20 protein-coding genes and 1 pseudogene are annotated in these 16,675 nt (G+C 64.3%); 8 read left to right on the forward strand and 13 right to left on the reverse strand.

Going from position 1 to position 16,675, the window contains the following annotated elements:
• Positions 1-93: 93 nt before the first annotated feature.
• The 3 genes and pseudogenes from xerC to ACFYUV_RS25815 all read right to left on the reverse strand — a co-directional run bounded on the left by xerC (position 94) and on the right by ACFYUV_RS25815 (position 2,843).
• Positions 94-1,386 carry a tyrosine recombinase XerC gene (gene xerC / locus ACFYUV_RS25805; RefSeq protein WP_387671851.1) on the reverse strand — a complete coding sequence of 431 codons (1,293 nt, stop codon included), beginning with the start codon at positions 1,384-1,386 and terminating at the stop codon, positions 94-96.
• Positions 1,386-1,592 carry a helix-turn-helix domain-containing protein gene (locus tag ACFYUV_RS25810; RefSeq protein ID WP_387671854.1) on the reverse strand — a complete coding sequence of 69 codons (207 nt, stop codon included), beginning with the start codon at positions 1,590-1,592 and terminating at the stop codon, positions 1,386-1,388. Before ACFYUV_RS25810 ends, xerC begins: the two co-directional genes overlap by 1 nt.
• Positions 1,558-2,843: pseudogene (locus ACFYUV_RS25815) on the reverse strand (replication initiator). The gene ACFYUV_RS25810 and the pseudogene ACFYUV_RS25815 overlap by 35 nt, the downstream one beginning before the upstream one ends.
• Between ACFYUV_RS25815 and ACFYUV_RS25820 the strand changes: the two are divergent.
• Positions 2,757-2,951: a hypothetical protein gene (locus tag ACFYUV_RS25820; protein WP_387672216.1), complete on the forward strand. Its 195-nt coding sequence runs from the start codon at positions 2,757-2,759 to the stop codon at positions 2,949-2,951. The pseudogene ACFYUV_RS25815 and the gene ACFYUV_RS25820 sit on opposite strands and share 87 nt — an antisense overlap.
• A 71-nt stretch (positions 2,952-3,022) precedes the next feature.
• On the opposite strand, the gene ACFYUV_RS25825 is transcribed toward ACFYUV_RS25820, so the two are convergent.
• From ACFYUV_RS25825 to ACFYUV_RS25850, 6 genes are read right to left on the reverse strand one after another with little or no spacing between them, the layout of a single operon-like run.
• A complete protein-coding gene (locus tag ACFYUV_RS25825; protein ID WP_387671855.1) occupies positions 3,023-3,181 on the reverse strand; it encodes a hypothetical protein in 159 nt (52 codons plus the stop codon).
• Complete coding sequence (locus ACFYUV_RS25830; RefSeq protein WP_177240695.1) at positions 3,178-3,345, reverse strand: hypothetical protein; 168 nt, start codon at positions 3,343-3,345, stop codon at positions 3,178-3,180. Before ACFYUV_RS25830 ends, ACFYUV_RS25825 begins: the two co-directional genes overlap by 4 nt.
• A gap of 2 nt (positions 3,346-3,347) precedes the next feature.
• Positions 3,348-3,689: a hypothetical protein gene (locus ACFYUV_RS25835; protein WP_387671858.1), complete on the reverse strand. Its 342-nt coding sequence runs from the start codon at positions 3,687-3,689 to the stop codon at positions 3,348-3,350.
• A 13-nt stretch (positions 3,690-3,702) separates the two neighbouring features.
• Positions 3,703-4,398 carry a DUF2637 domain-containing protein gene (locus ACFYUV_RS25840; protein ID WP_387671861.1) on the reverse strand — a complete coding sequence of 232 codons (696 nt, stop codon included), beginning with the start codon at positions 4,396-4,398 and terminating at the stop codon, positions 3,703-3,705.
• 6 nt (positions 4,399-4,404) lie between these two features.
• A complete protein-coding gene (locus ACFYUV_RS25845; protein ID WP_387671863.1) occupies positions 4,405-5,775 on the reverse strand; it encodes an FtsK/SpoIIIE domain-containing protein in 1,371 nt (456 codons plus the stop codon).
• Positions 5,768-6,100 (reverse strand): hypothetical protein, encoded by a 333-nt coding sequence (locus ACFYUV_RS25850; RefSeq protein WP_357692955.1) that lies wholly within the window; start codon positions 6,098-6,100, stop codon positions 5,768-5,770. The genes ACFYUV_RS25845 and ACFYUV_RS25850 overlap by 8 nt, the downstream gene beginning before the upstream one ends.
• A gap of 145 nt (positions 6,101-6,245) precedes the next feature.
• Between ACFYUV_RS25850 and ACFYUV_RS25855 the strand changes: the two genes are divergently transcribed.
• Positions 6,246-6,626, forward strand: a complete 381-nt coding sequence (locus ACFYUV_RS25855) for a winged helix-turn-helix domain-containing protein (RefSeq protein ID WP_352365802.1) — start codon at positions 6,246-6,248, stop codon at positions 6,624-6,626.
• Between the two features lie 191 nt (positions 6,627-6,817).
• On the opposite strand, the gene ACFYUV_RS25860 is transcribed toward ACFYUV_RS25855, so the two are convergent.
• On the reverse strand, positions 6,818-8,032 hold the full coding sequence (locus ACFYUV_RS25860; RefSeq protein WP_387671867.1) for a helix-turn-helix domain-containing protein: 1,215 nt from the start codon (positions 8,030-8,032) through the stop codon (positions 6,818-6,820).
• Positions 8,033-8,803: 771 nt separating this feature from the next.
• Here ACFYUV_RS25860 and ACFYUV_RS25865 point away from each other — a divergent pair.
• Positions 8,804-9,031: a winged helix-turn-helix domain-containing protein gene (locus ACFYUV_RS25865; protein WP_363943795.1), complete on the forward strand. Its 228-nt coding sequence runs from the start codon at positions 8,804-8,806 to the stop codon at positions 9,029-9,031.
• A gap of 121 nt (positions 9,032-9,152) precedes the next feature.
• Complete coding sequence (locus ACFYUV_RS25870) at positions 9,153-9,662, forward strand: SRPBCC family protein (RefSeq protein WP_387671870.1); 510 nt, start codon at positions 9,153-9,155, stop codon at positions 9,660-9,662.
• Positions 9,663-9,831: 169 nt separating this feature from the next.
• Here the strand turns inward: ACFYUV_RS25870 and ACFYUV_RS25875 are convergent, their stop codons facing one another.
• Positions 9,832-10,815 carry a restriction endonuclease subunit S gene (locus tag ACFYUV_RS25875; protein WP_387671873.1) on the reverse strand — a complete coding sequence of 328 codons (984 nt, stop codon included), beginning with the start codon at positions 10,813-10,815 and terminating at the stop codon, positions 9,832-9,834.
• Between the two features lies 1 nt (position 10,816).
• The gene (locus tag ACFYUV_RS25880) at positions 10,817-12,691 is read right to left on the reverse strand and encodes a class I SAM-dependent DNA methyltransferase (protein WP_387671876.1); all 1,875 of its coding nucleotides are present in this window, start codon (positions 12,689-12,691) and stop codon (positions 10,817-10,819) included.
• A gap of 256 nt (positions 12,692-12,947) precedes the next feature.
• On the opposite strand from ACFYUV_RS25880, the gene ACFYUV_RS25885 reads away from it, so the two are divergent.
• From ACFYUV_RS25885 to ACFYUV_RS25900, 4 genes are all read left to right on the forward strand, one after another.
• Complete coding sequence (locus tag ACFYUV_RS25885) at positions 12,948-13,187, forward strand: helix-turn-helix transcriptional regulator (protein WP_387671879.1); 240 nt, start codon at positions 12,948-12,950, stop codon at positions 13,185-13,187.
• 793 nt (positions 13,188-13,980) lie between these two features.
• Positions 13,981-14,643, forward strand: coding sequence for a hypothetical protein (locus ACFYUV_RS25890; RefSeq protein WP_387671882.1), 663 nt, complete (start codon positions 13,981-13,983; stop codon positions 14,641-14,643).
• Between the two features lie 386 nt (positions 14,644-15,029).
• Positions 15,030-15,422, forward strand: coding sequence for a hypothetical protein (locus tag ACFYUV_RS25895; RefSeq protein ID WP_387671884.1), 393 nt, complete (start codon positions 15,030-15,032; stop codon positions 15,420-15,422).
• 171 nt (positions 15,423-15,593) lie between these two features.
• A complete protein-coding gene (locus ACFYUV_RS25900; protein ID WP_387671887.1) occupies positions 15,594-15,959 on the forward strand; it encodes a DUF2809 domain-containing protein in 366 nt (121 codons plus the stop codon).
• A gap of 340 nt (positions 15,960-16,299) precedes the next feature.
• On the opposite strand, the gene ACFYUV_RS25905 is transcribed toward ACFYUV_RS25900, so the two are convergent.
• Complete coding sequence (locus ACFYUV_RS25905; RefSeq protein ID WP_387671889.1) at positions 16,300-16,452, reverse strand: hypothetical protein; 153 nt, start codon at positions 16,450-16,452, stop codon at positions 16,300-16,302.
• Between the last annotated feature and the right edge of the window lie 223 nt (positions 16,453-16,675).

Below are 16,675 nucleotides of genomic sequence, written 5' to 3' on the forward strand. Positions count from 1 at the left end.
ACGGCGGTGATCGCGAACACCAGCGAACGTGGAAGGCCATCCCCCCGTGATCAAGGGAATGGCCTGGTTGACCTTCGCCGGAGCTGGACGCTACTACGACTCCAACTGATCACCGAGCTTCTTGAGTGCTCGGCGCGTCTCTGCGGACGAGACTTCGCTGTACACGTTCATGGTCACGGAAATCTGTGAGTGGCGAAGGATCTGCATGGTGACCCGCGGGTGGACGTCGAGGGCGACGAGCAAGGATGCACAGGTCTTGCGAGTCGCGTGGACGTGGACTTTCCGGACTCCCCCCTTGGCGCAGGCGTTCGCGAAGCTGCGCCGGAAGTTGGATGCCTCGATCGGCCGGCCACTGGCGGTAGTGAAGACGAATCCCGTGTCCTGCCAGCCGTCTCCAGCCGCTTCTCGGGCGGTGTCGCGTGCTCGTTGACGGGCACGGAGGGCCATTGTGACGATCTCTGGGAACGGCAGCGTGGCGTCGGACGCGTCCGTCTTCGTCTGGCGGTGCAGCAGCTTTCCTCCGACGCGCTGGAGCTGCCAGCCGATCGTCATCTCGGCCTGGTCGAGGTCCACGTCTTCCCAACGCAGCCCGAGTGTCTCACCAAGGCGCAGTCCGAGGACGAGCACCAAGACGTAGGCGGGGTACATCGGATCCTCGTTCTTGCGGGCCGACTCCAGGAAGGCCCGTGCCTCTTCGACCGACCAGGGCTTGACCTTGCGCTTGCGAGGAGCCGGCATCTTGATGTTGGCGGCGACGTTGCGGGTCAGCACCTCCTCGCGTACGGCGTTGCTCAGGGCCGCGCGCAGGGTCATGTAGGCGTCGTGGACGGTCCAGTCGGAGGGGACGGCGTTGCAGCACTTGCCTACGGCGCAACACTGCTGGCGGCGCTTCGGGTTGCTGTGGACTTTGGGGCGGGCGGCGTCCTTGCCCTGGTCGCAGCATTGGCAGGAGCGGCGCATCTTGGTCACCCACGCCTGAACGTCCCGGACGGTCAGCTTGTCGAGCCTCTTGCTGCCGAGTGCCGGAGTGATGTAGAGCCGGGCGAACATCTCGTAGTTGGCGGACGTCTTGGGTGCGAGGTTGGGTTCCACGACGTTCTTGAGCCAGTACGTCAGGTAGTCCGAGAGCTTCGGCGACTTGGTGACCACAGGACCCTTGCGGGCCAGCTCGTGGAGCTTGAGCCACTTCTCGTGGGTTTCCTCGCGGGTCTTGCCATAGGCCCACTTGCGGGTCTTCTTGCCCTCGGGCGTGGTGACCCAGACGTAGCCTGCCCAGCCGTTCTTGTACGGGAAGATCGAGCCTTCGTTGTTCGCGCGGGTACGGCCGCCGTTGCGAGGTCGCTTGGGCTGCTCTTCTGGAGTCGCGGGTGCGGTCTTGGCGGGCATCAGGCAGCCTCCTCACAGAGTTGGGTCACGTAGTCGTTCAGGGCGGACACTGGGATGCGACGACAGCGTTCGCCGACGATGACCGAGGCGAGCGCGCCTGAGCGAATGAGGTTGTAGAGCGTCCACCGGCTGACCTTCAGGACGGTCATGGCCTGCGGAACGGTAAGCAGTTCAGGCGTCAAAAGGTCCCCCGAGGTGTGGCACATGGTGACCGGTGATGGCTGCGGCAAGGAGTTGTTCTCCGATGGACAGGCCCTGTCCGGCGTACTCCCAGTGAGCGACGACGAGGACGGTGTCCTCGTCGAAGAGCGGGAGGCGCCCCGTGATGATCTCTTCTGAGCGCATGTGTTCTTCGCGGGCGGCGCGGAGTTCGCCGAGGGTGGTGGAGTAGTGGCGGCTCTTGGTGGAGAAGTGGCCGCGGAAGCCGAGCATGTGAGCCCAATGGGTGAGCCGCAGGTCAGCCAGGTCGGCGTTCTCGCCAAGGCGCATGCAGGCGGCGATCAGCCGGCGGGCGTGATCGCGAACAGGTAGGGCGTCGAGATTGTCGAGGGGTTGGATGCGGCGGTCCAGAGTGCCGACGCACTCGGCGGCCTTGGTGGCGTACTTGGCGATGTAGGCGGCGACGGCTTGTTCGGTGAGGTCGCCGTTCATGGTGATGCGGCGGACGTCGAGCTGTGTGCCCCATCGGAACGTGCGGCCCAGCGGCTTGATCTCGGCGGTTACGGCGGTTGCCGCGTGCTGGACGGCGTCGGCCAGGGCGTCGGCGGTGGCCCAGGCCGGCGGTGGCGAGTTGGGGCCGTCGGGTCCATCCAGGCGGATGACGGCGTGGAAGTGGACGACGCCGCGGCGCTGGTACTCGGCGACCTTGGCGAAGGCGATGGTCACCTGGTCGCGCAGGACCTTGACGGTCAGGCCGTTGAGCCGGGCGAAGCGGCGGCGCATGGCGAGGGTGAAGCGGCGCCACAGTTCAGGGCTGATGGCGTTGAACAGGACCGAGCCGTCGTAGTCGTAGCAGTCGGGGCAGAGCGGTTCGCCGAGGCGCGGGTCGTCGGCGTGGTGCCGGTCGGTGCAGGACATGAGCTGTCCGTGCGGGCAGGTTTGGGCGTTGCGGCGGGCGTGGCAGGGCTGGACCTTGCCGTCTTTCTCCCGCCGGACGTGGACGCTCCCGAAGGAGGTGCGGTGAGGGTGATGAACAGGCACGGGTGCGAGCTGACCGTCGCCGGGACGCCCTTGCCGCCGATGAGGCCGGCGCGGACGAGTTGGTAGGTGTCGGCGCGGTAGACCTCGGCGCAGGCCGGGCAGCGGGAGGCGCGGCGGGTCTTGCACGGGACGCGCAGGACGCCGTTCGGTTCGCGGTTGGTGGTGTAGCGGTGGAGCAGTTGGCCGGTGGCCTGGTCGTAGTGTTCGACCTTTCCACGCAGGTGGATGGGCTGGCGGCAGCCGCCGGTGCGCTTGATCTGGTGCGCCCAGCGGTCGTAGTCGGGTTGGTGGAGCCGGTCGATCATCCCGGCTACCGCGTGAGAGCGGGCAAGGTGGGGCAAGATGGGTTCCGTCCTATCCAGTGACGCTGGTGTGGATGGCCCCCGGCCTGGCGCGGATCTTGGCGGATGTGTGGCCAGGCGGGGGGCGCTGCGCGTTATGCGCCGTGGTTGTCGATGCCGCTGCCGTCGCAGTCGCGGCAGGTGTCGCTGTCGCCGTCGAGGCCCCTTCCGTTGCAGGTGCAGCAGCGGCCGTAGGCGAGCGAGACGGCGGCGAGGATGTCGGGCCAGTCGGTCCAGGGGTCTTCGGTCGTCATGGGCGGTGGTCCTTGCGCGGTGTGATGGTGACGTAGAGGCGGTAGTTCCGCGGCCGGCTCCTGTCGGGGAAGGCCCGCGACATGCTGGTGACGGTGAAGATCTGGCGTAGGTGGATCATGCCGAGGGTGAGTTCGGCGCGGTTGCCTTCGAGGCGGATGCGCATGGTCAGGGCTCCTGGTTGGTGTCCATCTGGATGCAGTCGCGGTAGCTGTCTTCGGCGGCATAGCGGGCGCGGGCGGCGGCGAGGATGGCGATGAACTCGTAGCGGACCGGTCCGAAGCCGATGCCGGTCATGTAGTGGTCATGGGGCAGGTGGTGGGGGTCGATCTCCGTGCCGAGCAGGGCGGCGACCTTGTCGACCTCGGCGCGCATGTCGTGGTCGGAGCCGTTGTCGGGGAAGGCGCGGAGGGTGACGGGTGCTATCGAGGTCGGGATCTGAGGGTGGGCCTTGAGGAAGCCCGCCATGGAGATGAGTCCGGCGATGAGGGCGTCTCGGTCGTTGTTCATGGTGGTGCGCCTTTCAGATGGTCACTGGGACGGTGCGCAAGGTGTGGATCAGGTCGGAGGCGAGTTGTTCGGACACGCCCAGGCGGGCGCGGAGAACGTCGCGGGTGATGGGCTTGCCGTGTCGGGTGTGGTGTTCGTCGGCGACGCGGCGGGCGTAGTCGACCAGTGCCGGGGACGGTCCGGGGTGTTCGTCCTGGCGCCCCTGGGCGGGGACGAGGGCGGGACGGTCTGCGGACGGGACGGCTACGGGGGCGTCGGGACGCGGTGGGGACGCGGGGACGTCTTCCGGGGACGTCCCGAAGACCTCTGGGGACGAGTCGGGACGCGGGCCGGACGTCCGGCGTTCGAGCATGGAGACGGCGACGAGGAAGGCGGCGGCCGGGGTGGCGGCGGTGATCCAGCCCCAGGCGGTCGGGTCGGCTTGTTGGAGGTTGGCGGCCAGGGACAGGACAATGCCTCCGGTCAGGACGAGGACGGGCCAGGAGATCAGGCCACGCCGTACGCGGGCGGTCTTCTTGTCGCGTTGCCGCTCGCGGGCGGCCATGACGCAGGTGAGGTCGATGCAGACGGCGATCGCCCAGGCCATCCAGCCGGACTGTCCGTGGTCGCTGGCGGTGTCGCGGATGTGGGTGAAAGACCCGGCTCCGGCGATGAGGGCCAGGACGAGGACGGGGCCGGTGTCGAGCAGCCAGTGGGCGAGGCGTCGCATCGGAGTTCAGGCCTCTCGTGGGTCAGGGATGGAGTTGAGGAACTCGGCGAGATCGGTGTCGCTCACCTGGGCGGCGTGGCCGGCGACCACGTCGGCCCAGACAGGTGAGCGGTCGGCGTAGGTCGAGGCGGCGAGTTCGGCGGCTTGTTCGCCGACGTAGTAGGAGCGGGCGCGGTACCACTGGCCGTCCTGTGAGGCGACGATGGCGACGCCCGGTGTCTCGGCGGGGATGGCACGAGCCGAGGCAAGGGCCGCCGGGTCGAGGTCGCCGAGGGTCATGGTGGCGGTTTCGGGGTCGTTGACGCGGTGGCAGATCCGTCCGGAGCACTGAGCACGGAGAGCAGTGACGCCGGGTCCGAGGTCGGAGCCGATGCGCTGGCCGCAGCAGAACAGGTAGATGCCGAACGCCCTGCCGAGCTGGGCGACCCGCAGTAGGGCTGTCGAGGTCTTGGCGATCTCGTCCTTCTCCGACTTGTCGGCCATCAGGTACAGCTCGGCCAGTTCGTCGACCAGGACCACGACGGGCACAGGCCGCTGATCGTCCGGGAGTTGCCAGATGTTGCGGGCGCCGGCCTTCCGGCACTGGGCCATCCGGCCAGTCATCAGACTGACGAGGTCGTCCAGCAGGCCGACGCATTCAGGTCGTGTGGTGCCCAGCGCCGACAGGCGAGGGCTGTACGGGGTGAACTCCACGCCGCCCTTGAGATCGAAGCCGACCAGGGCGACCGGTTGTGGAGCTAGCCCTTGAACCAGAGCGTTGGCGAGGTTGGACTTGCCGGACTGGGTTGCTCCGGCGTTGAGCCAGTGCGGGACGGTCCTGAAGTCGATGGTCCAGGGGCCGCCGGTCTCCAGGCGTCCCACGGTGACCTTGAGCAGTTCGGGCGAGGTCGGCAGAGTCTCGACTCGGACGAGTGGGTCGCGGACGGTGGCAGACAGGACGACTCGTCCAGGACGAGGGGACGAGACGCGGATCGCGTGCACGCCCCACGAGTGGGCGAGCCGTTCGGCGGCGTCGGCGTAGTCGGCGGGGATCTGTCCTTCCAAGGTGTGCAGGGTGACGCGCCAGCCGTAGCGGGTGGGCTTGGGCAGCCACATGAACGGTTTGGTGTCCACGGCGATGCGCTGCCACTTGCGCCGGACGCGGACGACGCCGGTCGAGGCGACCAGGCCGGGGACGGTGGTGAACCAGAAGCGCTGCCGCTTCTTGGTGAGGTGGCAGCCGAGGGCGACCTTGCGCCAGCTCGCCCGTACGCTGATCGCGACCAGCGGGAAGGCTGCCACAAGCCAGAACGACGGGTAGTGCCAGCGGCGCCAGGCCCAGAGCCCGGCCGCCGCAGCGGCCAGGACCCCGAGCGCGAGGAGCGTGGTGTCAGACACGGAGCGGCTCCGTGTCTGCCGGTAGGAGGGTGGCGGCGCGGTATGAGATGCCCCACCGGCCCGCGATCTCCCAGACGTAGCCGACCATGCCGGACGGGTTGACCTGCTGACCGGCGGCGATCGGGGGTTCCCCCGAAGTGCCGATCTTGACGAGTTCGATCCGGCCGAACTCGTCTTCCACCGAGACGGTGATCTCGTAGACGGTGTTGCCGTTCTTGTCGGTCTTGATCTCGCCGGTGTCCTTGTTGACCAGGCGCGGCTTCGGCGCCTTCACGCAGGTGATGACGAGCTTGGAGGTGTCGACGGGGATCGGGATGGTGCGCATGAGAGCTGGTCTCCTTTGGAGTGACTGAGCTAGTTACAAAGATACCTAGGTATCTAGCTCTGTAACCCGAGATCGCTAAAGCGCTTCGAGATTCCTTACAGGTTGCCCAGAGACCTAGGCACCTAGAACCGCTAAAATTGAGTGCATGGCAACCACTGACCGGCGCCGGCCGTACCTGCGGATTGCCGAGGACATTCGGCGCGACATCGCCTCAGGCCGGTATGCAGTGGGAGAGCAGCTCCCCGTAGCACGTGAGCTGTCAGAGAAGTACGGCGTGGCCATGATGACCATCGGCAACGCCCTGGCCGTACTCCGCGATGAAGGGCTCATCGAGACCCGCCAGGGGGCGGGCAGTTTCGTCACCCGCACCCCTGACGACGTCGAGGCCGTCCCCGCCCCTGGCGAGCACAGCGAAGAGTTCCGCATCATCTCCGAGCAGTTGCGCGAGATCCGTCAGCACATGAACAAGCTGACGGTCAGGCTGGACGAGCTGGACGCTCGGACTCGCCCTGATCAAGCCGAGTAGAGACCCTCATCGCACGCCGCTGGAGTTCGGTCAGGTCGACCGCGATCTCCGCCAGCTCGCGAAGCAGGATCTGTCGTTCAGTCTCGCTAAGACCCACGTATCACCCCATCGTGTAGGCAGAACGCCGAAGCGTCCCCGGGTTACCTGCCGGGTGAGGAGCCATTGCGCGGATAGCCCTCCGTTCGTCGTGCTCAGAGCAGCCGCATCACCTTCGCGAGGTTGAGAATCTCGCGCTGACGATGCAGCTTGCCGCTGTCTCGCAGGTCGCGCACGATGTTGCGGACCAACGGACGGTTCCGGACGTGCTGAGGCGCGATCCGGTCGGCACGGAGCAGAGCGTCTGCGGCTTCGTTGTCCTTTCTGTTCATGTGGTAGCCCGCCGCGGTGCAGGTCCAGTAGTGAGCCTGGCGTTCGGACGAGGCGATCTCAGCGATCTCGACGTGTTCGGCCCGCGAGATGACCTCACGAGGCCGGCCCAGCTCCATGCTGACCTCGACGGCGTGAATGGTGGTGTTGACCCGGTTGAACTGGGTCTGGAACGCGTTGCCGTCCCGCGGCAGGACCTCGGCGACGCGGCGGGCCTCGTCCAGGTGGCTCTCCGCCTCTCTCTGGTCCCACAGCCGGGAGTACGCCACGGCGGCCCGTAGATGCAGGGCACCCCACATCGCCTTGATCGTGTCGTCTCCGCTCACGTACGGCTCGATCTGGTCCAGTGCCGACAGGGCCGCGTCCTTGGCCGGGTCGAGCTGCGCTTCGTGCAGCCACACCCCGCACAGGTCCCAACTCGCCGCCGCGATCAGATCGGGTGAGCCGACGTGCTGTGCGGCCACGAGTTCGCGCTGTACCGCCGTCCAGCCGAGATCATGGTGACCCAGCAGGTTCGACGACACCCGCGCCATATGGCAGGCCCGCAGCATCAGCGCCTCGGCCCGGTCGCGATCGGCCGAGGAGCCGTTGATGATCGCGATCAGGTCGGTGAGGATCCTGGGCAGCACCTCACCGAGGGCGGTGAACTTGGCGTCCTGACGAAGCTGCTCCGCCAGGCGGACGTTCGCCTCCAGCTCCTGCAACGTCCGCGGCTCCCCGCGCACCGGCAGCCCGATCCCGCTGGGCAACGACGCCTGCTGGAGCGCGAGCCGAAGCCCCGGAACGGCCGCGTGCCCGGAGTCGAGCTCCGTCGTCTCGTGCTGGTACGGCTGGCCCGTCAGCTCGCCGACCTCCACCCCGAGCGCCTCGGCGAGCTGCCCGACGACGCTCATCCGGTCCAGGGGCATCCGCCCGTTCTCCACTTTCGACAGCCAGGAGACAGATCGGCCGACCTTCTCGGCGAGGGTTGCCTGATCCCAGCCCCTGCGGTGACGAGCCCGCGCGATCCGCTGGCCCTGCGTCACGTACTCTGTTGCCACGTCGCCGCCCCTCCTTCTCGTCGTCGCCTGCTTCGACGATAAGACGGGTGACCTGCGTCACTGGCAGAAAAACTGCCAGTCGAAGGGCATGCGAAACCGCAGGTCGGCCTTCGACCTGCGGAAACGCTCGTCACTGATCGATTTCAGAAAGTGACGCTACGTGTGCATGGCTCGCCGGATCCGCGCGTCGTTACCTCGCTTCCCCTCGCATGAGCTGTCGCCACAGCGTCATGGCATCGGCGACCCGCATGCGCGGGCTCTCCACGACGTTCGGGGAGGGGGCGGACCGGTCGTAGCGCCGGATGAAGCTCTGCCCGCCGGCCATGCAATGCTCGAAGACGGGCGACCGGCATTCGCAGGTGTAGTTCAGGACCCGAGTGCCATCGGGGCGTTGCTCGGCTGGGAGCCACCTCACCGACACCGCGTGCGGTCGAGGCGAGGCGGGGTGCGTACTGTGAAGGTCTCCGACTTCTGTCACCGGGCTCACCGTCCTTCGTAACGCGCGATCGCCGGCGCGGCGCCGGCAGTGCTCGCGGATGTCGCGATCGATGAACAGGCGTTGGTGAACGAGGAGCTGTCTCCAGCCGCACAACGCGTCCTCGCGGAGTGGCAGACCGAAGCGCCCGAACGGAGCCCCACCCGGCGGGACTCCGCACAGCCACTCACCAACGCCATGACCAAAACCTATCCCAGCCTGTCCTAGCCTGTCTATAGCATTGCTAGCCATGCCTGTTCTATGCCGTTAGGTGCAGGGATACCTAGAGTCGTCCCGTGATCGAATGGGACCCGCGGCTCTACAAGTGGGAGCAGATAGCCAACGTCGTTGCCGAGCGCATCGGCGATGGCACCTACCCGCCCCTCACCCTCATCTCCGAGGTGAAGCTGCAGGAGGAGTTCGACGTCGCACGAGTGACCATCCGCAAGGCGATGGAAGCGCTCAGGGAACGAGAGCTGATCACCACAAAGCCCGGCAAGGGCTCCATCGTGTCCCCACAGTAGTCATGCCTGCCCATCTCGAGTGACACCCTGAGGGGGGATCTGTCCACGACACCTTCAAAGGCGCTGGTCTCCGTCATTCGACGAGGATGGTCCTGGAGAGCTTCGGCCTTAGACTCGGGCCGTGGCCAGGATTGACCGCGCCAGCCGGCTGATCGCGGCACCACCGGCGACCGTCTACGGCGCCCTGCTCGACCGGGAGTCCCTCGAAGCCTGGTTGCCGCCGGACGGCATGCGCGGGCGGATCGAGCGGTGGGATCCCCGGCCTGGTGGCGGGTTCCGGATGGTCCTCACGTACCTCGACCCCACCGACAGCCCAGGCAAGACGTCAGACGCGACGGACGTCGTCGACGTCGCGTTCGCCGAACTGGTTCCACCGGAGCGCGTGGTGCAGCGGGCAGTGTTCGAGGCCGATGACCCATCGTACGCTGGCACCATGACGATGACCTGGCACCTGGCCGCCGCCGGCGAAGGAACCGTAGTAACCGTTACCGCCACAGGCGTACCACCCGGCATCAACCAGGCGGTGCACGAAGCCGGGATCACCTCCTCGCTGGCCAACCTGGCCTCGTACGTCGAAGGGGGCCGGCTGACTCAGTCCGGACTGCACCCGAAGGTGCTACCCCCAGCCTGAACAGCATCGCCAGCGCCGGAGAAGTTGACGAAACAGCAGGTCAGAGGGCGTGCTTCACAACCGGATGAGAACTTTCCCTACGATTTCAAGGCCGTCCGCCTGCGGCGCCCGGCGCGCGTCTGGGCGGTCGCTGGCCGCGCTGCGGCTCTTCGGCCGGTCGCGGCCAGCGTCACCCACGCGCGGAAAGCGACGGGGGAATATTGTCCGAAAGTGCGAGTGACGATATGGGGAGCGACCTTATATAACTCTCCATGAATTCCCAATCAGGACTACCTGACGACGTTACAGGAAGCTTGATGACGGACTCTCGCATTCGGGCCGTAAACCACTTCCGGCCATAATTATACCGATACTTCTCCGTGCGGATTACGGTGCACAAGAACATGCAGGCCGCTTCAGATATTGGCTCATTCGGATGGAGAACTACCACGTCATCGGAAGCGACGAAAGGTTCCGGCTGATAGAAAGCTTCGCCGACACTCCCATTGCTAGAGACCGTAATCAGTCCGCCAGGAGAGTTCGGCGGAAGATCCACATACTGACTTACGCCATTCTTGTCTGCAGTCGCTCTAATGTATGGGGTGGCCCCCTCCGCTAGTTCCCTCCGAATGTACCGTATTCCCCGGACAAGGGTGAAGATATCGGAGAATCGAAATTCCTTCCAGGATGCGACGTCGAGAGCGAGATCGTTATGAGTTACCCCTGCCGATTGCCGATCAAACACGGGAAGCTTTGACTTTTCGACCCACTCAGGAACCTCATCGGGGAGCACCAAATGAGGAAGGGTCTTATTAGCCTGCCGTCCATAGTTGAATCGGTATCGATTCGCTCGGATGCAGGCTGCCCACCACAACTTCTCCTTGACACTCATGTCATACTTAGGGAGTAGGTAGCTCACATCTCGACCACAATAGAATGGATTTACTTGGAGACTCGTCTCGAGAGCGTAGTTGCGCCCGCCCAATGAAACGGATAGGGCTCCAGCAGGAGCGGGGGCTAGGCTGTCAATTCTCTTGACCCGCGCGGAAACCCCATTATTTCGCGCAGTCCTGGACACGAATGCTATCGCCCTTGGCCCTGTATCTTTCTCCAGACGATTGAGTTCGAGAGAGTGCCCATAGTGCACCACGAAGAGGTCCATCACTCGGGGCATGCTACTCTTCCCCCTCGACTTCCTCTGACGATGACGTTCTCGTTTGCATCAACCTATAAAGCGCATATTTACGGAGGTCTCTTTCGAAGTCCGCTTGCGTAAGGCTGCTGTAGTCCGTCTCAAGGTAGGCCTCGGCGCACCACTCATCGTCAGCTGATACTCGTCGCAGAACGCTCTTGCCAGGGACAACTGCCCGGCTGTGATAGGACGTCAGCCAGGCGTCGCGGATCGACTCCCACTCTTGGTTGAGATCGATACGTCCGCGATCTTTTGTCTTTACGAAGCCATCGTTTTTCCAATAGCCAAACCACGTGGGCGCAGGAGCGTGGACATGAGGCTGGTGGGCCTTGAAGACCATTGCGCAGGTTACGGTGCCGACAGGCGCGAATAGATCGTTGGGCAGTGACATCACCGCAGTAAGCGTATGTTGCTCCAACAGCTCACTCTTTTTGGGATGCGGCATGATCGCGCATGACATTGGTACAACAACTACCGCCACGCCTCCCGGCTGAAGACATTGCAGCAGTACAGCTACGAAGTCTAGTTCATGCAGTCCCTCTCCCTTCTGGGAGTAAGGAGGATTGATTAGGCCGACATTCGGCCGCTTATGCCGGCGGTCTACGCCCTTTGAAAGTTTTTCGATAATATCAGGCTGAAAACAGCTGGCCCGGTAAAGATTGGCCTTGCCATCTCCTCTCAGGATCATATTCGACGCGGCCAGAGCAAACATGTGCGGCTGCTGCTCTACTCCGATGAGTTGTTCTTCGCGGATACGTCGACGGCCTTCGACATCATTACCTAGCTTAACGTCCATCTCTGCCATGGCGGCAATCAGAAAGCCGCCGGTCCCAGCGCAGGTATCGACGACGGTGTCCTCGGGGCCGACAGCCGCAATCTTTGCGAATAGCTCTGTCAGATGGCGCGGCGTAAGAACGATTCCAAGCCCTCGTTTGTCACCGCCTGTGTAGCGAAGAAACTCGCCGTAGAACTGGCCGATCACATCAACGTCGTGATAAGCATCAAGGAAGGGGCTTACGTGCTCATCGATATCGTCCACAAGACGATAGAGCGGAGTCTCTCCTTCGTTGTTAGGCCTGCTCAGTTCAGGATGAGTACGAATGAATCGGTAGGGATCGAGCATGATTTCACGCTTGGCGTCATTGAAATCTGCCTCTTGTGCAACACGATCGATAGCACTATAGAGTTCACGTGCGAGGTGCTTGGGTCCGTAGTCGGACCAGCTACGCTTAAAAACTGGATCTTGAAGAGCAAGCAGAATGCCAGATACCACTAGTGGCTTCTCTGGCTCTGAGAGCTTTGCGTAGTCCCGCATATAGTTATGCAGAACTCGACTGAAGGCGATTAGCTCCGCTTCATTGCGTGCCCGTACTGCCGGATCCCACGTTAGGAGTTCAATGTAGTTCTGTACTGGCAAAAGCTGATCGACTGGCCCATGAGGCGAAGGGAGCGCTGTTGCAGCATCGGCGCCCTTAAGCTGTCGGAACGTTGACACTTTTAGATGTTCACTAGCAGTCCCGCTGACGGCGATGCCAACTACGTCGAAGTGTCGAGCAAGGTGTGACGAATAGTGCAGGACACCATCGACAGCGAACTCTCCGAACTTATCTCGAGAAGGGCTTTCGTGTTTCGCGGCGTTCGCCTTGCACTCGATGACGATCACTAGTTTGGGATAGGTCTCCGGGAATGAGATCAAGAACTCAGGCTTGCCCACGCCACTGCCGGTCTTGCTTGCACTGGCGAGCGCGCGCTTGATCTGCGGATGAGAGCTCGTCTGCTCCTCCACCCGCTGGCCGGCGACACCGTGAGCCCTGAGATGCTGGCGGACGATGTCCTCCGTCGTGCGCTCGTTGACCACCCTTGCGTCCTCTCCTTGACCGTCTTCAGTCCCGGCCTGAGACGTTGGTCGCAGCCAGGAACCTGACGGCCTAAGGGTATAGACCTCAGCGCGCTTATGGGCACTCCTGTACGAATCGCCTTCAACTCTGATGCGCGTCGACATCTGAGCCCTCTCATCCTCGTCTATGTGACATAGATAAGGTTAGCAGTACGATCTTCGCTTGGACGACGGGGCGTAGGTATGGTTGTGGACAGTCGGCGCGCAAAGAAGACTGATGGGGCCATTGGGCGGCAAATTGGAACGCGACTTTTGGACGGTGCTTGACGTTGCGGAACGTTTGGGAGTAACCCCTGCCACGATCCGGTCGTATCGCTACCGAGGGGTGCTGCCAGAGCCGCGGTATATCGGTCGAACACCCGTGTGGGAGCGTGACGTGATTGAGGCATGGATCATGAAACGTCCAGGGCAAGGAGCAGGAGGCGGTAGGAAGCGGACGGACGGTCGCCAAAACTGATGCAGCGATTGAAGGGCAGGCTGCCGCGCCGCTTCCGGTGCTCGGGCCTGGCGGCCCTGCGCTCCGGGTCGGCTTGCCACTGGATAAGCGGGCTGGTCGCCTGCCTGACTGCTGTACAGCAGCGAAGTACAGCAACGCCGACGTCCAGCAGCACGCTTCACCAGCGATCACCTACCGCTTGGCCAGGCGAAAAAGCGCCCCGCCTTGTGACTGGCTCCCGTTTGCAAGCAGGATGTCAGGAGTTCGAATCTCCTAGGCTCCACTCATACAAAAGCCCAGGTCAATGGCCTGGGCTTTTGATCTTCAGCGGGCCTTGTTCTGGGGTCGTGCCCGCTGCGTGCCCGATGTACTCAGGGCTCCCCTTGCTAGCTCGTCAAGCGCAGGCACGCCTACCGCTGGCCCTCCGCCCGCCCGCCGTCCGGGCGTGCGGCCTGGGGCCGGTCCTGGACGGCGGCGGGACACCGGGCCGGGGGCCACACGCCTGCTGCGTCGTACGAACCGGGCGCACCGACCATGGTTGCCGCGCCGCCGCACCGACGAAGCCCACACGATCGCCACGGCATGGCTGGCCGCCGTGCATGGTCGGAGGCGATCGATGGCTGGTCTGCGAGTTGACCCCTGAACCGGCTGATTGCGGTCCGGTCATGCAGGGGGCAGAGGACGATGCGACACCAGGTGCGTTCCGAAAACGTTGTAAGTGGAGAGGGTGGCGGTTCCCTCTCTACGATCATCATCCGGGTGGGCAAGCACAACAAGACTGTTTCTTGGCCTATGCCTTCGCCAAGCTGTATCCGTGAACGCCACAAGTAGCGAGGTCTGGGATCCGTTCGGCACCCTCCGCAATGCCCTGTGGATCGGAGGTGGGCAATGGGCCGGGAAATCCACCGTTGCCAGGGTGCTGGCCATCCGGCACGGGCTGACCGCCTATCACTACGACTACCACGACGCGCGCGCACACAATGACCGTCGGATCGCCCGTCGAGTGCGACTTGGCGAGCCCACCGCGGATCCTGACCCGGAGACCGTCTGGGTGAACACCACCCCTCAAGAGATGGCCGACGAGACCCTGGCCGGCTTTCCCGCGCGGTTCGAGTGGGCGTTGGACGACCTGCGCGGCCTGGTGTCGGGGCGACCTGTCGTTGCCGAAGGCTGGGGATTGCGTCCCGAACTGGTCGCTCCCATCATCGACTCGCCCTGTCGGATGATCGTCATGGTGCCGAGCGAAGCATTCCGTCAGCGCCAGCTACGCGAACTGCCCCGTGCCGGCAGCCTCCGCCTCCAGGTGAGCGACCCTGAGCGAGCTCAGGAGAACCGGCTTGCCCGAGACCGACTCGTCGCAGATGAGGCGGTCCGCTCCGCTTGCCGCTTGGGCATCCGAGTCCTGGAGGTCGATGGCTCCGACGATGCGGAAGTCGTGGCAGACACCGTGGCCGACCACTTCGGTTCCTATCTGTAGCTCACGTTGATCGACGGGTCTTACAACACAGGTACGTCTCGCCCCTCGTTTGGGATCCAGCGATGCCACGAGGACCTGTCTCGGAGTTACGGTGCTGATCCGCAGGTTCTGCGTTCGCGTCCGGAGATCTCCCTTAGCGTTGGGGCTTCAGTCCTGTTGCAGACGGAAGGCCAAGTCGGGGCCGGAGCAGTCACCAGATGTAAAACCGTCAGCTCTGCCTAGAGGAGCTCAAGCTATCGTTCGCCCTGCTTAACGAGGTGGGCGAACGGTTCAACACGCCCCTGCGACACAATGATCTCGTGCAGCGATTCGATGCCGCAGGAACAGACCTGGTCCCTGGTCAACGGGTCCGGGTTCGAGTGACCCAGCAGCACCCATGGGGCGTCATGGTGGAGATCGTGGGTCACGAGGGCATCGGTGCATCGATCGATGGCGCGGCGATCGACAGTCCCTCCGGCGCCGGACGGGCGTGGCTTGGCGAGTATCCGGCTGTGGGGACGGAGGTGGACGCCGTGGTGCAAGAGATCCGTCGATGGAGTCCGCCGGCGTGGGCGCGTCTGACGATTCGATCTCAGGACCTTCACAGCTTTCAGTGGCTGTGCGATTTCTGCGGTACGCCCACCGTCCTCAGCCCGGCAGGGGACGGCGTGGTCATGGATGTCAGGAGCGCAGACGGCCCTGGCAGCCATACCGTCGTCACGCACCGAGAATGTCTGAGAAGCCGTCTGCATGAGTCGAGCAGCGAGCACGCGCGTGTCGATTCGGTGGGGCGGGGATGAGCGATGGCTGCATTCCGGATGAATCGTCACTACGTGCCAGCGTGCTGGCATGCCGTGGCCATGGCACTCCGCCGCGGTCGCCGACCTGACGCAATGAGCATGCGCCATAGGTGACGAGCTCTATGATCAGGTTCGTCCTGATCGTTGAGATTCGGAGAAGATGTCAATCTCATGCGCCGCGCCATGGTCCTTCTGGGTGGCGTCGCCCTCGCCGTCGGCGCGTTCGTCCTCTTCTACCGGGGCCCGGGACAACCGTTCATCCGTGGCTACGTGAGCGACGTCGCCGCCACCATGCTGGTCTACGCGTTCTTGGGCCTGCTGTGGCGCACCACCGCCGCACGCCGCACCCTGGCCACGGCCGCGATCGCCGTCGCCGTCGAGTTCTACCAAATAGTCGGCATGACCCCGCCGGGCATCGGCGGTGTCCTGGTCGGCGCGTTCCCCGACCCATGGGACCTGGTCGCCTATGCCGTCGGTATCGTCGCGGCCCTGGTCTGGGAACACCGATTGGTCCGATCCGGTGATCAGGCCGGCTGACTCTCGGACACCACCTCACCGGCACGCTGACGGTACGGACGCCCCACAGCGGCGAGGTCATCGGGTTCGTCCTGCGCGGTGGCCAGCCGTCGCAAAGCAGGATCGCCACATCTCGGGATAAGCCGGCGCATCGCGTTTCTCTTGATCGCGGTCAGTCATTGTCGTGCTTCCAGGAACTACGGTAGTAACGGCAAGATCAAGGCATTACGTGTCCATCGACCAGGATTCCGATGTCCGCCCATCGGGATCCTTCTGGCTAACCGCCTGGATGCGCCTGTCCGTCGACCTAGAGTTTTGTATGGCCGCTCACACGTTCCTAAGCCCCGGCCTGCCGAATCTCCTAGGCTCCACCAGCCAAACCGCCGCTTCTCTGATCACGGGAAGCGGCGTTCGTGCCATTAGCCTTCAGGTCGGTCAGGCTCGCCCCTGACTGGGCGGCCAGGGTGTTGCCGGTGTGGCGGAGGTCGAGGAAGTGCAGGCCCTGTGCGTCCATCTCCTTGAGCGCTTTCGCCCACTTGGCCTCGCGTCTGAAGTTGCCGCCCCTCAGGAAGGCCCCGCGCTTGCCTAGGAAGACGAAGGCATCGCCCGGTGGGGCGACGTAGGTGGCCAGGTGTTCGGTCAGTACGGGATGACGACTGCCGGGATGCTCACCGTCCGGCGTCCTGCTCGTGACTTGAGCGGGCCCAGGCGCATCTCGCCGCCGCCCGAGTGGCCGC

Origin of the sequence: Nonomuraea sp. NPDC003560, from assembly GCF_042878785.1 — a bacterium.
Classification (GTDB): Bacteria; Actinomycetota; Actinomycetes; order Streptosporangiales; family Streptosporangiaceae; genus Nonomuraea.

Excerpts from the sequence above, each read along its gene's own strand:
- ACFYUV_RS25905 (WP_387671889.1), bottom strand. The coding sequence starts at position 16,452 with ATGGACGCACAGGGCCTGCACTTCCTCGACCTCCGCCACACCGGCAAC.
- ACFYUV_RS25900 (WP_387671887.1), top strand. The coding sequence starts at position 15,594 with ATGCGCCGCGCCATGGTCCTTCTGGGTGGCGTCGCCCTCGCCGTCGGC.
- ACFYUV_RS25850 (WP_357692955.1), bottom strand. The coding sequence starts at position 6,100 with ATGCGCACCATCCCGATCCCCGTCGACACCTCCAAGCTCGTCATCACC.
- ACFYUV_RS25875 (WP_387671873.1), bottom strand. The coding sequence starts at position 10,815 with ATGCCCCGAGTGATGGACCTCTTCGTGGTGCACTATGGGCACTCTCTC.
- ACFYUV_RS25855 (WP_352365802.1), top strand. The coding sequence starts at position 6,246 with ATGGCAACCACTGACCGGCGCCGGCCGTACCTGCGGATTGCCGAGGAC.
- xerC (WP_387671851.1), bottom strand. The coding sequence starts at position 1,386 with ATGCCCGCCAAGACCGCACCCGCGACTCCAGAAGAGCAGCCCAAGCGA.
- ACFYUV_RS25825 (WP_387671855.1), bottom strand. The coding sequence starts at position 3,181 with ATGACGACCGAAGACCCCTGGACCGACTGGCCCGACATCCTCGCCGCC.
- ACFYUV_RS25895 (WP_387671884.1), top strand. The coding sequence starts at position 15,030 with ATGGTGGAGATCGTGGGTCACGAGGGCATCGGTGCATCGATCGATGGC.
- ACFYUV_RS25840 (WP_387671861.1), bottom strand. The coding sequence starts at position 4,398 with ATGCGACGCCTCGCCCACTGGCTGCTCGACACCGGCCCCGTCCTCGTC.
- ACFYUV_RS25830 (WP_177240695.1), bottom strand. The coding sequence starts at position 3,345 with ATGCGCATCCGCCTCGAAGGCAACCGCGCCGAACTCACCCTCGGCATG.
- ACFYUV_RS25885 (WP_387671879.1), top strand. The coding sequence starts at position 12,948 with ATGGGGCCATTGGGCGGCAAATTGGAACGCGACTTTTGGACGGTGCTT.
- ACFYUV_RS25810 (WP_387671854.1), bottom strand. The coding sequence starts at position 1,592 with ATGTGCCACACCTCGGGGGACCTTTTGACGCCTGAACTGCTTACCGTT.
- ACFYUV_RS25835 (WP_387671858.1), bottom strand. The coding sequence starts at position 3,689 with ATGAACAACGACCGAGACGCCCTCATCGCCGGACTCATCTCCATGGCG.